Source organism: Ruegeria denitrificans, assembly GCF_001458295.1.
Lineage (GTDB): Bacteria > Pseudomonadota > Alphaproteobacteria > Rhodobacterales > Rhodobacteraceae > Ruegeria > Ruegeria denitrificans.
In genome coordinates this window covers 25,662-40,754 of sequence record NZ_CYUD01000012.1, presented here as the reverse complement: position 1 = coordinate 40,754, position 15,093 = coordinate 25,662, and the positions used below count along the sequence as shown (strand labels likewise).

At 60.5% G+C, this 15,093-nt stretch carries 15 protein-coding genes; 11 read left to right on the top strand and 4 right to left on the bottom strand.

Annotated elements, in window-relative coordinates; genetic code table 11:
- Positions 1-233 precede the first annotated feature (233 nt).
- Positions 234-1,220, bottom strand: a complete 987-nt coding sequence (locus RUE5091_RS17270) for a type I glyceraldehyde-3-phosphate dehydrogenase (protein ID WP_082643700.1) — start codon at positions 1,218-1,220, stop codon at positions 234-236.
- A 54-nt stretch (positions 1,221-1,274) separates the two neighbouring features.
- Complete coding sequence (locus RUE5091_RS17265; protein WP_058283195.1) at positions 1,275-1,598, bottom strand: hypothetical protein; 324 nt, start codon at positions 1,596-1,598, stop codon at positions 1,275-1,277.
- A 355-nt stretch (positions 1,599-1,953) separates the two neighbouring features.
- On the opposite strand from RUE5091_RS17265, the gene RUE5091_RS17260 reads away from it, so the two are divergent.
- A complete protein-coding gene (locus tag RUE5091_RS17260) occupies positions 1,954-2,310 on the top strand; it encodes a hypothetical protein (RefSeq protein WP_058283280.1) in 357 nt (118 codons plus the stop codon).
- Between the two features lie 7 nt (positions 2,311-2,317).
- On the opposite strand, the gene RUE5091_RS17255 is transcribed toward RUE5091_RS17260, so the two are convergent.
- Positions 2,318-3,253: a 2-hydroxyacid dehydrogenase gene (locus RUE5091_RS17255; RefSeq protein ID WP_058283194.1), complete on the bottom strand. Its 936-nt coding sequence runs from the start codon at positions 3,251-3,253 to the stop codon at positions 2,318-2,320.
- A gap of 151 nt (positions 3,254-3,404) precedes the next feature.
- Between RUE5091_RS17255 and RUE5091_RS17250 the strand changes: the two genes are divergently transcribed.
- Genes RUE5091_RS17250 through RUE5091_RS17240 form a run of 3 tightly spaced genes read left to right on the top strand, consistent with a single transcriptional unit; the run spans position 3,405 to position 5,852 of the window.
- Positions 3,405-4,211, top strand: a complete 807-nt coding sequence (locus RUE5091_RS17250; RefSeq protein WP_058283193.1) for a thioesterase family protein — start codon at positions 3,405-3,407, stop codon at positions 4,209-4,211.
- Between the two features lie 28 nt (positions 4,212-4,239).
- Positions 4,240-4,932, top strand: a complete 693-nt coding sequence (locus tag RUE5091_RS17245; RefSeq protein ID WP_306347829.1) for a DUF1007 family protein — start codon at positions 4,240-4,242, stop codon at positions 4,930-4,932.
- On the top strand, positions 4,917-5,852 hold the full coding sequence (locus tag RUE5091_RS17240; protein ID WP_058283191.1) for a nickel/cobalt transporter: 936 nt from the start codon (positions 4,917-4,919) through the stop codon (positions 5,850-5,852). The genes RUE5091_RS17245 and RUE5091_RS17240 overlap by 16 nt, the downstream gene beginning before the upstream one ends.
- Here RUE5091_RS17240 and truA read toward each other — a convergent pair.
- Positions 5,849-6,616 (bottom strand): tRNA pseudouridine(38-40) synthase TruA, encoded by a 768-nt coding sequence (gene truA, locus RUE5091_RS17235; protein WP_058283190.1) that lies wholly within the window; start codon positions 6,614-6,616, stop codon positions 5,849-5,851. The genes RUE5091_RS17240 and truA overlap by 4 nt on opposite strands.
- Before the next feature lie 107 nt (positions 6,617-6,723).
- Here truA and RUE5091_RS17230 point away from each other — a divergent pair, with 107 nt between their 5' ends.
- The 7 genes from RUE5091_RS17230 to RUE5091_RS17200 all read left to right on the top strand — a co-directional run bounded on the left by RUE5091_RS17230 (position 6,724) and on the right by RUE5091_RS17200 (position 14,996).
- Positions 6,724-8,136 (top strand): YcjX family GTP-binding protein, encoded by a 1,413-nt coding sequence (locus RUE5091_RS17230; protein WP_058283189.1) that lies wholly within the window; start codon positions 6,724-6,726, stop codon positions 8,134-8,136.
- A complete protein-coding gene (locus tag RUE5091_RS17225; RefSeq protein WP_058283188.1) occupies positions 8,133-8,588 on the top strand; it encodes a GNAT family N-acetyltransferase in 456 nt (151 codons plus the stop codon). Before RUE5091_RS17230 ends, RUE5091_RS17225 begins: the two co-directional genes overlap by 4 nt.
- Positions 8,581-9,570, top strand: coding sequence for a YcjF family protein (locus RUE5091_RS17220; protein WP_058283187.1), 990 nt, complete (start codon positions 8,581-8,583; stop codon positions 9,568-9,570). Before RUE5091_RS17225 ends, RUE5091_RS17220 begins: the two co-directional genes overlap by 8 nt.
- A 54-nt stretch (positions 9,571-9,624) precedes the next feature.
- Entirely contained in the window at positions 9,625-10,335 is a 711-nt protein-coding gene (locus RUE5091_RS17215) for a VIT1/CCC1 transporter family protein (protein ID WP_058283186.1), read from the top strand.
- Between the two features lie 93 nt (positions 10,336-10,428).
- A complete protein-coding gene (locus RUE5091_RS17210; protein ID WP_279385383.1) occupies positions 10,429-11,736 on the top strand; it encodes an SDR family oxidoreductase in 1,308 nt (435 codons plus the stop codon).
- Positions 11,736-12,215 carry a DUF2269 family protein gene (locus RUE5091_RS17205; RefSeq protein ID WP_058283185.1) on the top strand — a complete coding sequence of 160 codons (480 nt, stop codon included), beginning with the start codon at positions 11,736-11,738 and terminating at the stop codon, positions 12,213-12,215. Before RUE5091_RS17210 ends, RUE5091_RS17205 begins: the two co-directional genes overlap by 1 nt.
- A 93-nt stretch (positions 12,216-12,308) precedes the next feature.
- Entirely contained in the window at positions 12,309-14,996 is a 2,688-nt protein-coding gene (locus RUE5091_RS17200; protein WP_058283184.1) for a DUF2339 domain-containing protein, read from the top strand.
- The last annotated feature ends 97 nt before the right edge of the window (positions 14,997-15,093 follow it).

Below are 15,093 nucleotides of genomic sequence, written 5' to 3'. Positions count from 1 at the left end.
ATAACGTTCATGTTAGAGCATCAGTTTCCACGCAGGGAAAGGACTTATCGAAAACGGTGCCAAAATACCGGTTTGTGTGCCCGTCAGGTCCCTGTTGCAGCGGCTATTATTAAGCGTCAGCAATTGGTGGCGGTTCGGGGCCGCTCCCGCCCGGCCTCTTCGCATCCAAGATGCTTGGGGCCCGTTGGGCCGGGCAGCGTACAGGCAAGCCTGTACGCTGCAGTCCTGCAAGGTCAGGATTGCGCCATCAGTCGGGCAACATCGAGCATGCGTGCTGAAAAGCCCCATTCATTGTCGTACCAACCGAATATGCGCACCTGCCGGTCGCCGATCATCCGTGTCTCGGGGCCCGCGATCACCAGCGATTCCGGTCTTGTCCGCAAATCTGACGATACCAGCGGGTGATCGGTCCAGCCCAGAACGGTAGAGTGCGTGACTGCGTTTCGCAGTTCTGTCTCAAAATCTGTGGCGGACATGCCGTGTTCCAGTGTCGCGACCAGATCCACCGCAGAGACGCTGGCCGTGGGGACACGCACTGCTGCACCCGAGATACGCCCTGCGAGGTGGGGCATGACCTCATCAATCAGATGCGTGGCGCTGCTGGTGGTGGGAACCATGGACAGCGCCCCGGCGCGTGACCGCGCCAGATCGCCGCGTGGGGCGTCGACCATGGGCTGGCTGTTTGTATAGCAGTGGATGGTCGTCATATGGGCCGATGCGATGCCCCCGATCCCATCCAGTACTTTGACCAGAGGGGCCAGCCCGTTGGTAGTGCAGGACGCGTTCGACACAATCCGGGCATTGCCCAGCTTAGCCTCGTTAGCGCCCAGAACGATCGTCACTTCGGTTGCGGGCGAGGGGCCCGAGATCAGCACTTTGCCCGCCCCCGCAGTCAGCCCCTGGCTGGCCACGTCCGAGGTGCGTGCGACCCCGGTGCAATCCATCAGGACATCCACCCTGCTCAAATCAACGCGGGAAAGGTCCGGGCTGTGTGTCACCGGAATGGTGTGGCCGTCAATGACAAGGGCCTCATCCCCCGTCTCGACAGGTCCGGGATAGGGACCGAACGTGCTGTCGTATTTGAACAGATAGGCACAGGTTTCCAGTGGCGCGATATCGTTGATCAGCACCAGCTCAATATCCTTGCCCCACGGCAACGCCAGCAGCTGCCGCAGGATCGTGCGGCCAATACGGCCGAATCCGTTGATTGCGAGTTTCATGCGCAAGCTATGGCAGCGGGTTGCGCTGACCTCAATGCCCGTTTCGCCGCAGGATCAATTGCAGCTGACCTGTGAAAAGAACTGGCCCGAAATGTTCTGATACATGCTGGTGCGGATCGGTTTGCACCCAGTCGCCGCCTGAATGGCCGCCATGGCCTGTAATGTGCGCAAACGTGGTGGCGGGCCAAACGGATTCAGGTTGTTGTTGTCGCGTGTGGCGCGGTACACAACCGGAGCATCCGAGACCTGTGTAACAGCCCAAGTGCGGCTCATGACGAAGACCGATTTGGCTTCCTCTTTGGCGGCAACTGGCGTTGCCTCCAGGGCCGTCAGGCCAACTACAGCTGCCAGTGCCAGCAGCGATCCGCGCAGTACCATTGAACAATCTCCAGTGCTTAAAGTCAGGGTTATTTCACCAGATTCATGCGCTTATGTGAACCCCCGTGTCGGAAAAACTGAATCAACGTAAATGGTTAGGGGCGATATATTCCGGTACCCGTCATGGTGTGGAAGGCAATAGTTGTTTCGCTCCGCCCGCGCACTACGCGCGGGATTAGCTTGGGTGTCTCAGTTTCATCGCGGGCGTTACGCAAAGAAGACCATACCAGTTTGGGCTCTACGGTATTGAATGAAGCTTTTTGGAAATCACCAGCAATGGCCCGACAGGGCTTGGCCCCCGTTCTTTGCCAGTATAGTCTTGAATGCAAATCTATTTCAGCAAGGCGAGGCGATCATGAAAGCCTGGATTTCTTCTACAGTTGTAGCAATCACGATACTGGGAACGTCCTTGGGTGTGCAGGCCCAAACTATTTCCCGAATCATCGCAGATATGGGCCTGAGCCCGGCAGACTTTGAGATCTTGAGTGCGACTTCGGACGCGATGCTGGCAGGCGGTGCGCCTCGGGTCGGTGCAGAAAGCAATTGGGTAAACGACGAAACCGGATCGAAAGGCACGATCCGCGTGCGCGATGTGCGCGACAATTGCGTGCACCTGCAGCATTTCATTCGGCCTGAAGGAGCGGATCAAACGCGCGAAGTCAGAACCCGCCGGTGCCGTGACGCGAACGGAAACTGGATTCTGACTCCGTAACAGGGGCCTAGTAGCCACGAGCCCTGTCGACTTCGTGCAGCAGGGGCTTGCCGGTAGTCAGTCGGCGGAAATTCTCGCCTACATCAGTCAGCGCTTCGCCCAGATGCCAGCCCGAGACATGTGGCGTGATGGTGACGCCGGGATGTGTCCAAAGCGGGCTGTCGGAGGGAAGCGGCTCGGTCGAGACCACGTCCAGTACGGCGTGACCTGGTATGCCGTGATCCAGTGCTGTGATCAGGGCGGTCTCGTCGATCAGATCGCCGCGACCTGCGTTCAGCAACTGGCTGCCCGGTTTCATCGCACCCATCATATCGGCATCAAACAGCCCAATCGTCTGCGGGGTCGAAGGTAGAATTGCGCAAACATGGTCACACTGGCCCAACATCTCGGGCAGGGCCGCGTCGCCGTGCAGGCAGGTGACGCCTTCAATCTGCTTGGCCGAGCGACTCCAGCCCTTGACCTGAAACCCGACGGCGCGTAGCATTTTGGCGCTGCGGGCACCGATATGGCCCAGCCCCAGCACACCGACCACAGTGTTTGGCGAATAGAGCGGTGCCCTGGGGGTCCATTCTGCGCGGCTTTGCGCCTTTTCATGAAAAACCATGTGCCGCTGGTGACGAAGAACATACGCGACGAACCACTCGGCAATGCCTTGTGCGGGGGCGTCCGGTTTCAGCCGTGCAATACGCACATGCGCAGGCAGGTTGGGATTGCTTACGATGGTCTCGACCCCGGCGCCCAGCTTTTGCACCAGTTTCAGGTTGGGCAGCCGCTTGGGGTGGTCGTTGTTCAGGGCAACGACGGCGACCATGGTGATGTCGGCCGGATTGCCCAAGGTATCCGGCGTCCGCACATCCGCGTCCGGGAGCAGCCGCCGAATGTCGCCGGCAATGTCGGTGTCGCTTATCCAGTCGGACAACCCGGTTTCGATCAACAACGCCATATCACGCTCCCTCTGCTTCATTTTGCCTGTGATGACGTCCCGTCACCGAACTGGACATTGCTGCCGCAGCTAAGTCATTCTTGGACCGAAGGTAAAGCCTGTTCGCAGGTTCGAGCGAGCGGGTGCGTACAGAAAACACTTGAGGCAGCGAATGAACGGGACCCAAGACCTGAGCCAGCAGGCCTATTTCCATCTGCGCCCGGATGGCGCTTTTGTGGGCAATGACCCCGCGCGTGGGCCATGGTCAGCGGATCACTGTCACGCGGGGCCAGTTAGCGGTCTGATCGTGCGCGCCGCAGAAACCGAGGTGGGCCCTGAGAAGATGCTGACCCGTCTGACGGTCGATCTGTTGCGTCCGCAACCCTTGGCCGGGCTGCGTGTGGCGGCCGAGACCACGCGCCACACCAAGACGCTGGCGACCACGCGAGTTACGGTACACGATCTGGACGACACACTCTGCGCCACAGCAACGACGATGCACCTGGCGCGCCGCGATCTTGGGCCGGTTCCGAATGTCACGATGCCTCCGCCCCGGCTGGAAGACGCAGTGCCCGGGCCGTTTCCGATCGGTGAAATACGCCACGACCTGCCGGGCTTCGCAAACCATTCCGAGGTGCTGTACCCTAAGGACGGTAATCAGGGGGCTGGGCCCAAGACGATCTGGATGCGCACCCCCGCCTTGCTTGAGGGCGAGGTGCCATCGCCGATTCAGGCGCTGTGCCCGTTTGCCGATTGCGGCAATGGTATTTCGTGGAATGCACCGACAACCGAGATGGGGTTCATGAATACCGATCTGACTGTGCAAATCCATCGCGAGCCCGTCTCGGATTGGCTGGCATCTGACTCGGTGTGTCATTGGCAGTCATCCGGGATCGGGATGTCTCAGTCCGTATTGTATGACACGCAAGGCCCGGTCGGCACTGCCCTGCAAACGCTGGTTCTGTTTCCACCTGCGTGATTCCTTGGCCGGATTTCGCAGGCAGTGCGTGAATCGTATTGCCGCGTGTGGGCCGTGGCTCTATCTTTCGCACATGCGCTGGCTTGTAACCCTTTTGACCTTCTGCCTGCCGATCCCGGCCATGGCGCACCCGCATGTTTTTATCGACACCGGGTTGGAGTTCATTGTGGACGACGCTGGCCAGTTAACCCATGTGCGGGTGACTTGGGCCTATGACGAGTTTTATTCGCTGTTGGTATTGGAAGACATGAAACTGGATCAGGATGCTGATGGCGTTCTGAACGACGGTGAAAAGCACCGGTTGGCCGGTTTCGATGCGCAATGGGTCGAAGGGTATAATGGCGATCTGCTTGTGGCGGCGGATGGTGCACCTGTGACTTTGTCGGGCCCGTTTGAACCCACCGCCACCACCGAAGACGGGCGCATCGTCACAAGTCATTTGCGCGAGGTCGAGGGCGGCGCGGTATCGGCCGCCGCGCTGACGGCAAAGGCCTTTGATGAGACCTATTACACCGCCTACGAAATGACTCGCCCCGTCACAGTGACCGGGCCCGTGTCATGTCAGGTGGACCGGGTCGACCCCGATATAGATGGGCAGCTGGCGCAGATGCAGGCCTTTCTGCTGACGCTGGATGCCGATTACGACCTTGAGGAAAACGATATCCCGCTGGTCGGGGAAAACTTTGCGACCGAGATATTCATTTCATGTCCAAATACCTGATTGTTCCAGTTGCCATCGTCACTGCGTTGCTTCTGTGGTTCTGGGGCAGTGGTGGGTTTGACAGTCTGGCCGCATGGGCAGCGGGCGAGCAGCGGGAGTTTCAGAACCAGATCGCCCGATCCCTACGCGCCGCACGGGCAGAACAGCCCGAGGCCGTCGCCACCCTGCTGATGGTCTGTTTCGCCTATGGGTTCTTTCACGCAATCGGCCCGGGTCATGGCAAGGTGCTGATCGGCGGGTATGGGCTTGGTCGCCGGGTCGCTTTCTGGCGATTGTCTGCGATCAGCGTGCTATCCAGCCTGGGGCAGGCGGTGACAGCGGTTGTGCTGGTTTACGCTGGCGTTCTGGTGTTTCAGATGTCTCGCGAAAGCCTTGTGGGAACGACCGAACAGGTCATGGCCCCGATCAGCTATGCTGCCATCGCGGCGATAGGTCTGTGGCTGGTGTTTCGCGCCATTCGCAGCTTTGCCCGTAGACACCGCAGTAACACGGCACAAGCGCATCACGACCACGATCACCATCATGGTCACGACCATCATCACGACCACGATGTCTGCTCAGATTGCGGCCATCGTCACGGCCCCTCAGCGGAAGAAGTTGCGCAGGTCGGTAGTCTGCGCGAGGCGTTGCTGCTGATTGCCGGTATCGCGGCCCGACCCTGTACCGGGGCGCTGTTTGTGCTGATCCTGACATGGCAGATGGGCATCGCAATAGTTGGCGTCGCGGGGGCTTTTGCCATGGCGCTGGGCACGGCAACAGTAACGACTCTGGTCGGGTGGACGTCGTTCGGGTTGCGGGGGGGATTGCTGGCGTCAGCCTCGGCCACGCGGTTTGCATCCGTGCTGGCCCCGACCATCGAATTGGTGGCGGGGCTGACGATTGCGGTGATTGCCAGCGGATTGCTGCTGCGCGCGATCTAATCGAAGACCGGTTCGGGATACCCGACCCGCGCCAGGTACAAGCCCTGCGGCGGGCAAACTGGCCCACAGGCGGCGCGATCAGCGGCTTGTAGCGCTTCGCGCACATCCTCGGACGTCCACGCGCCTGCCCCGACACGCTCCAGCGTTCCGACGAAGCTGCGCACTTGATTGTGTAGGAACGACCTGGCGCGCACGTGGAAATGTATCTCGGGTCCGGAAAAGCCCTCAACCTGTTCAACCCGCAGCTCATCGAGCGTTTTGACCGGGCTGGCGGCCTGACAGATGGATGAGCGGAAGGTGGTGAAATCATGCTGCCCGATCAACATATCCGCCCCGGCTTGCATGGCATCGACATCCAGCTGGTGATTGATCTGCCAGACCTGCCCGGCGTCATGGGTCGCGGGCGCACGACGCATCAGGATGCGGAACAGGTACTGCCTCTCTAACGCGGAAAACCGGGCGTGCCAGTTATCGTCAACCTGTGCGGCTTTGACGATGGCCACCGGCTGCGGCTTGAGGTGATAGTTCAGCGCCTCAGACAGGCGGAAAGGGTCCCAATCCTTGACCAGATCGCAATGGGCGACTTGACCCAGCGCATGAACGCCCGCATCGGTGCGGCCCGCTGCAGCAATGGTGTGATCACCAGGTTGAATTCGCGACAAGGCCTGTTCGATTGCTCCCTGCACAGACGGCAATTCCTTTTGCCGCTGCCATCCGGCAAACGGTTCCCCTTGGTATTCGAATTTCAGCGCGTATCTAGGCATGGGCTGCTCGTAGCGCGCCGCGCGGGAACGGGCAAGAGTGGGAAAGCGCTGGTATGTACGGCGCCCTCTACCTATCTTGAGCGAAACGATAAAAGCGGGGCGACAGTTTGGTCATCTCATCCCTGGCAGACAGTCTTGTGCGCGGTGTCGAATCCGTGGGCGACCGTGTGTCTGAAACTCTGTTTGAACCGGTCATCCGTCTGGGCGTTACCGGGTTGGCGCGGTCGGGAAAGACGGTGTTCATCACATCCCTGGTTGCGAATCTGCTGGACCGGGGGCGTATGCCAGGATTGGTCGCGCAGCAGGAGGGCCGCATCAATTCGGTCTACTTACAACCCCAGCCGGACGATACGGTGCCGCGCTTTGATTATGAAAACCACTTGGCTGCGCTGACCGGGCCGCAGCCTCATTGGCCAGATAGCACCCGCGCCGTGTCCGAGCTGCGCCTTTCCTTCAAGGCCCGTCCGGCAGGGTTGCTTGCGGGTCTGCAGGGGCCGCGCAAGATTCATCTCGATATCGTGGATTATCCGGGCGAGTGGTTGTTGGACTTGGCCCTTCTGGACAAATCCTACGAGGTCTGGTCAGCGGAAACCCTGAACCGCATCGATATACGGACCGAGGCGGCGACGTTTCTTGCGCAGGCCCGGGCAGCAGACCCCGCTGATGCGCATGATGAGCCCACGGCGCAGGCGTTGGCGAAAGCCTTTGCAGCGTATTTGAACGCCGCACGGGATTCAGGCTTTTATGACTGCACGCCGGGGCGGTTCCTGTTGCCGGGCGATCTGGCGGGTTCTCCGGTCCTGACCTTTGCGCCGTTGCCGGTGGAGGGCCACGCGCCGCGCCGCAGCCTGCACCGTGAAATGGCGCGACGGTATGAAGCGTACAAGTCGCAAGTGGTGAAACCGTTTTTTCGGGATCACTTCTCACGGATCGACCGTCAGGTGGTTCTGGTCGATGCGCTGGGCGCGATCCATAAAGGGCCGCAAGCGGTTGAGGATATGCGCCGCGCGATGGCTGATATCCTGTCGGCCTTTCGACCGGGGCGCAATGCGTGGCTCAGTCAGTTGCTGTTGGGAAAGCGGGTTGAACGTATCCTGTTCGCGGCCACCAAGGCCGATCACCTGCACCATACACAGCACCCCAGCCTGACCCATATCATGGAAGCCCTGACCCGCGATGCCCGCGACCGGGCCAGCTTTGCCGGGGCCGAGACAGCGGCGCTGTCGCTGGCTGCCCTGCGTGCCACGACCGAAGAAATCCGAACGCATAACGGGGCGGATCTGCCCTGCGTGCGTGGGACATTGCTGAACGGCAAACAAGCCGCCTTTTACCCCGGTGATCTGCCTGATGATCCGGCCCACCTGTTGGGCCCGGCCCGAAACGGAGCTGAAAGCTGGTTGGATGAGGATTTCGGTTTCATGGCCTTTGCGCCCACACATCTGACCTTGCGACCGGGCGATGGTCCACCCCATATCCGCTTGGACCGCGCCGCGCAGTTCCTGATCGGAGACCGCCTGTGACCGTAACTCTTCGCCCCGCCCGAACTACGGATGCCGGAAAGATCGGAGAAATTCTGCACGGTTTTTCGCGGCAAAACGACTGGATGCCCGAGCTACATACCTGCGCTGAAACCATCGCCTTTTGCGGTTTGATGATCGATCAGGATTGGGTCACGGTTGCTGAAACTGACACGGGCGTTGTGGGATTTTTGGCGCTTAACGAGACGGAAATCCACTCGCTGTATCTGACGCCGCCAGAATGCGGGCAGGGGGTTGGGCAGCGCCTGTTGGATCACGCCAAATCCAAACGGGCAGAGCTGTCTCTATTTGCATTTCAGGCAAACCACGGCGCATGCCGGTTCTATGAACGCAATGGTTTTGCCGAAGTTGCCCGCAGTGACGGGGCCGACAATGATGAAAACCTGCCCGACATCAAATATGTCTGGCGGCGGAAAGGGACGGCGGATGGCTAAGGGCCCGGTACTGATAGATCTTGATACGGAAGAACCTGCCGCCGATGTGGCACAGGCCCCGCCAGTGCCGGATTTTGAGCCGCCGCAGGGTCAGGCGATGCAAGCGGCAGCCCGGTTGGCGGCTCGAAAACCCTCGGTCTTGTCGCGGTGGTTCTGGGGCCTGTCGCTGGCTGTGATTAGCGCGGTGGTTTCTGTTGCCGCATGGGATTTCGCCACCTCACTGCTGTTGCGGTCGCCGATATTGGGCTGGGTTGTAACTGGTCTGATTGGTGCGCTGGTCTTGGTTGCTCTGATCATAGCGCTGCGGGAACTGGCAGCCATCGGACGCTTGTCTCGCGTGGATGGGATGCGCCGCGCCGCAGATGCCGCACTGGCCGAGAGTGATTTGGCGCAGGCCCGCGCAGTCACCAACCGCCTGATCGCGTTTTACAAAGGGCGTGAGGAAACCCGGTGGGGCCGCGACCGTCTGGCTGAACGGATTGGAGAGCAATTTGACGCCTCGACCCTGCTAACCCTGGCTGAAGATGAATTGCTGGCCCCTCTGGACGCCTCCGCCAGCCGCGAGGTCGAGGCGGCCGCCCGTCAGGTTGCCACGGTGACCGCTCTGGTGCCCTTGGCGTTGGCCGATGTGGTGACGGCGCTTGCGGCCTCGTTGCGGATGATCCGCCGGGTGGCCGAGATATATGGCGGGCGTGCTGGGTTTCTGGGCAGCTGGCGTCTGACCCGTGCCGTGTTCGTGCATCTGGTGGCGACCGGGGCCGTGGCTGTGGGTGACGATCTGTTGGAACCTATTCTGGGCGGGTCGGTCCTCAGCAAACTCTCGCGCCGGTTTGGTGAGGGGTTGGTAAACGGTGCGCTCAGCGCGCGGGTTGGCGTTGCCGCGATGGAGGTCTGCCGACCGCTGCCATTTTCCGACCGGCACAAACCGTCAACGCGCGGGATGATCAAACGCGCGCTCAGCGGGTTGTTTTCCAAAACTTGACCTGACGCAAAGTCCTGTGGCCGGCTGGCGTGCATAACAAAGCCGGAGCCAGCCATGACCGATCACGGACACAGCCAGCAGGAAATTACTGCGCGGATCAATGCGCCCCCGGGACGGGGGGTGTTGCGGGACGTTGTGTATGGCGGCATTGACGGTTCGGTCACCACCTTTGCCATCGTGGCCGGGGTCGCCGGGGCGGGGTTGTCGCCGTTCATCATCGTGGCGTTGGGGTTGGCCAATGTTCTGGCCGACGGGTTTTCCATGGCCGCGGGGAATTACTCGGGCACCAAGGCCGAACTGGACAACATCCGACGAATCCGCGTCATCGAGGAACGCCATATCAGCCTATATCCGGACGGCGAACGCCGCGAAGTGCGCGAGATTTTGGCGCAAAAGGGCTTGTCGGGCGATGTTCTGGACGAGGCAACCGATGCAATCACCGCCAACCATGACAACTGGATAAATCTGATGGTCGAAGGCGAATATGGATTAGGCAGCGTTGACCCTCATCCGTTCAAGGCCGCAATGGCGACCTTCATCGCTTTTCTAGTCGCTGGAACGGTGCCACTGCTGCCGTTTCTATTGTCGGTTGATCAGGCTTTTACGGTTTCGGCTTGCATGACCATGGGTGTTTTCTTTGCCATCGGAGCTTTCAAAGCCCACTGGTCGTTGTCTCCGTGGTGGAGGTCTGGACTCGAGACTTTTTTGATTGGCGGGGCAGCGGCGTTGATCGCGTACCTTGTGGGCTCGCTGTTTCACCCCTGACGGCCAAGATTGTCGCAGGGTGCCGCATTGGGCTGTTCAAATTCCGGCGAATGGCTACGCTGCCGCAAACAGGATTTATAGATCGAGCAAGTATTGCGGCTTTCGAATAAAAACGTTCTGGTTTTAGGGGCTTATGGATTTATTGGCGCGGCGGTGACACGGTCTCTGCAAGCCGAGGGCGCGCATGTGGCGGCCTTTGTGCGCAACTTGAAAACCGGGGCGAAGGTATTGCCGGATGTCACGCAGGTGCAAGGCGATTTGCGGACCTGTCTGCGGCCCGAGGATTGGGCGGCGCATCTGGAACGCGTTGACTGTGTCGTGAATTGTGCGGGCGCGTTGCAGGATGGCCCCGCTGATGATCTCGAGACCGTTCACCACAACGCTATCGCCGCCCTGGGGCAAGCTTGCGCACAACGCAGCATTGCGGTGGTCCAGATCTCGGCCATTGGTGCCGATACCGATGCGGAAACGGATTTCATGCGCACCAAAGCGACGGGGGACGCGGCGCTGCGGGCTTGTGACGTACCGCTTTGGATATTCAAACCCGGGCTGGTGATCGGGCAATCCGATTATGGCGGAACAGCGCTGCTGCGGATGCTGGCGGCAGTTCCTTTTGTGCAACCCATCGCGTATCCACAAGCGCCTGTTCAATGCGTGGGTATGCCGGACCTGTGCCACGCCGTGACCGGAGCCTTGGTCGATGAGATACCGCAGGGCACCTACGATCTGGTCGAAGATATGCCTGCCGTGTTGAGCGATGTGCTGGCCGCGACACGCAGTTGGTTGGGCTTCCCCGAGGCGCAGTTCTCCATAATTGTGCCACCCGTGATCACGCGTCTGGTTGCGCGCGGTGCGGACGCGCTGGGCCATTTGGGATGGCGCTCACCCCTGCGCAGCAACGCAATGACCGTGATGGGCGACGGAGTGGTTGGTGATCCGGAACCCTATCGCGCCGCTACGGGTCAGAAACTGGCGCCATTGCCTCAGATCTATGCGGGCCTGATCTGTTCCCGCGAACATCGGCTGGCTGCGCGGATGTCGCTGCTGATGCCTTTGGTCGTCGCCGTGCTCAGCCTGTTCTGGCTGCTGTCTGGCCTATTCGGGCTTGTTGGTCTGCCCAAGGCCACTTCGGTTCTGACCGGAGTAGGGTGGAGCACGGGAATGGCCGTCGCCAGCGTTCTGTTCTGGTCATTTGTAGACATTGCGCTGGGGCTTGCCATCCTGTGGCGCCCTTGGGCCGCGCGTGCTTGTCTGGCGCAGGTCGCGGTCGCCATATTTTACCTGCCTGCGGCCAGTTTCACTGTGTCCGGCCTTTGGTTGGATCCGCTTGGCCCGTTGATCAAAACCTTGCCGGCGATGACCTTATCGCTTGTCGCCTGGCCCTTACTACAGAGCCGCTGATGGACCCTGATCTGATCCTGCGATGGTTGCACGTTATCGGAGCCTGCGTTCTGCTGGGCACCGGGGCAGGGATCGCGTTTTTCATGCTGGTGGCGCATCGCACCGGTGATGCCCGGTTCATAGCTCAAACTGCCGGAACCGTTGTACTGGCTGACCTGGTGTTCACGGTCAGTGCAGTTGTACTGCAGCCAGTGACAGGCGAGCTGCTGGCATGGCGGCTGGGGTGGCCTCTGACCGAAGGCTGGATTTTGGCCTCGCTGGTACTTTACGTGGTGGCGGGCGTGTTCTGGTTGCCGGTGGTGTGGATACAGGTGCGGCTTCGCGGGATGGCGCAAGCCGCGGCGGTTGCGAACGCGCCGCTGCCTCGTGCCTATCACCATCTGTTCCGAATATGGTTCGTTTGCGGGTTCCCGGCTTTTGCGGCGGTTCTAATCATCATCTGGCTGATGATTGCGCGCCCGTCTATTGGTTGGGTGTAGCCCAAGCGCCCCATAAGCAATTCATTGGGATTCCTGACTGTTACAGGCCGCGCGCCTCGGGTAGCCTGACGCTTAAACCACTCGGAGATATCATTGGAATCCCTTCTTGTACTAGTTGGATTGGTCGTCTTGGCTATCCCGGTCACAATTATCGTGCTGTTGGTGAGCCAGACGCGCCTGCGCCGCAGGGTGGAGCAGTTAGAGCGGCAAATTCGGACGCTTGGCAGTGATGCACCGGAGCCGCGGCGGGCCGAGGTGCGCAAGCCGACCAAGAAGCCGGACAAGCCGTCAAAGCCCGCCCTGTGGTCTGCCGCCAAGGCGAAACCGGTCCAGCAATCTACCGAAAATACACCACCCGCAGCCGTTGTCTTTCGCGAGGATCGGCTGGCCGCTTTGACAAACTGGCTACGCGAGAACTGGTTCTATGCGGTCTCGGCCCTGTCACTGGCGCTCGCGGGGATCTTTCTGGTTCAATACGGCGTTGAAAACGGGTTGTTGCCACCAGCTGCAAGAGTGGTCGCGGCGTTGCTTTTCGGCGCGGTTCTGATTGTTGCAGGTGAGGTCATCCGCCGCAAATACGGGGATGACGAAGCCGCGGCGACGGCCTATCTGCCCTCGGTCTTTTCCGGTGCAGGGCTGGTCACGCTGTTCGGAGGTGTTCTGTCCGCGCGGCAGCTTTATGACTTGATCGGCCCCGAGGTTGCACTGACAGCAATGGTTGTCGTCGCCTTGGTGGGGCTTGTGTTGGGTTGGTTTCACGGTCCATTGCTGGCCGCTGTCGGATTGATCGGAGCGTTTTCCGCCCCCTTTGTCGTTGGTGGCACATCCGAGAATCCAAGTTGGTTGTATGCCTATTTCCTTGCCATCGCTGTTCTGGGTTTGGGGATCGACACGGTGCGGCGTTGGGCATGGATTTCGGTTCTGACATTGTTTGGGGCCTACACGACTTGCCTGCTGCTGGTGCTGTCTTCGCCCCTGACCGAGGCCGCATACTTGATGTGCGTGACGGCGTTGGCTGTGATCGCCATCGCAATACCGGTCCGGCGCATTTGGCCCAATCATGGCGGGTCGATGATCAGCGAAATCATTAGGCGTAAAAAGGGTGATGCATGGCCGGAATTCCCGACCCGGCTGGGTTTTGGTGCAGTCGCTGTTAGTACAGCAATTGTGTCACTGCATTGGGCGGACAGCGTCGATGAGTTCTGGCTGGGCGTTGTTCTGCTGTCGGGGATGACCTTTGGATTGATGCTGTGGGCACAGCGGGCGGAAGCGTTGCAGGATGCCACGGCACTGCCTGCGCTTGGTCTCATCTGGTTTGTCCTGATACATGGTTGGGACAACGGGGTCGTATTGCGTCAGTTTGTCGAGACCTATGCAGAAACGCCCGAGGCAGATTTTCCGTGGGTGGTAACCATTCTGACGGCCCTTGGAGCGATGATTTCGATCACGGCGGCATGGCGGTCGATGCAGGCTCAGAAATACGCGGCAATCTGGGCCGGGGCAGCGGCGGTTCTTGCCCCCGCTTTGGCCATCGCGCTTGAGATCGGCTGGCATCCGGCCGAAGTTATCGGAGCGTACCCCTGGGCCCTGCATGCGATTGCGCTGGGCGTGCTGATGGTCGTGCTGGCGGAACGCTTCGCACGCGTGGACGGAGAGGACCGGATGCGCCCGGCTCTGGCGACGATATCGGCCCTGTCCTGTCTGAGCTTTGCCTGCGTCATCGTTCTTAGCTCGGCCGCACTGACCATTGCGCTGGTTGTGATGGTCGTCGTGGCAGCAGCGCTGGACCGCAAATTCACGCTGCCCCCGATGAGCTGGTTTATTTGGGCGGGCGTGTTCACCGTTACTGTGCGGCTGGTCCTTACCCCGGGCCTTGTATGGGCCAGCTCTGCGCCGGTGGTCGAGATGGTTCTGGTCTATGGCGGGGCCACTGCGGGATTTGTAATCGGGTGGCTGCTGTTGCGATCGTTGCATCGTCCGGTGGCGGGCCTGCTGCTGGAAAGCGCAGCCTGGGCAACCGGGGGCATCCTGCTATCCCTGCTGTTGGAACGCTGGCTGCAGAGCTTTGGCGAAGGTAACGCAACCAACAGTCACTGGGGTCTGGGCCTGTTGGCGATCATCTGGTTGCTGCTGGCCTTCGCGCAAGTCCAGCGATTGGAACTGGGGGGCAAGCTGAACTACGTCCGCTACCTGCTGGCGGCGTTCTTTGCCGGCCATGGGTTGCTGCGGTTGGCGCAGGCGGTGGTCGAGGCGAACCCGCTGCTCAGCATTGGCGTGCCACCGGTTCTGGGGCTGCCGGTGCTGAACACACTTGCGGTGGCCTATCTGCTGCCCGCACTGATTATTGGCTTCTCAGTCTGGCGCATTCACGCAACCCCGCCTTGGCTAAGACACGCCAGCTGGGGACTTGCCGGAAGTTTGACGGCCATCTGGCTGGGGCTGATGATCCGCCATGTCTGGCAGGGAGCTGCGGGGATGTATGAGGGCAACGGCGTGACCCAGCCCGAACTGTACACCTACACCATGGCCCTGTTAGCGATTGGCGCAGTGCTGTTCTACCAGTCGCTGGCGCGGCGATCCGAACTGATGCGCAAGGCGGGTTTGGCGGTGATCGGGCTGGCCGTGGCCAAGGTCTTTCTGATCGACATCGCGGGCTTGGGCGGGTTGATCCGGGTGTTCTCGCTGCTTGCACTTGGGCTGGCGCTGGCCGGTCTGGCCTGGCTGAACCGCTGGGCCAAGCTGCACCACTCGCCACAGGACCCGGAACCTCTGGACCATTGAGAGCGGGCGTCCTATAAGCGCGGCCATGTATGACCGGATGGCCATCATTATTCGAATTATATCCCCGGCGCTCTGACCCATTGAGACGCCGGGCAAA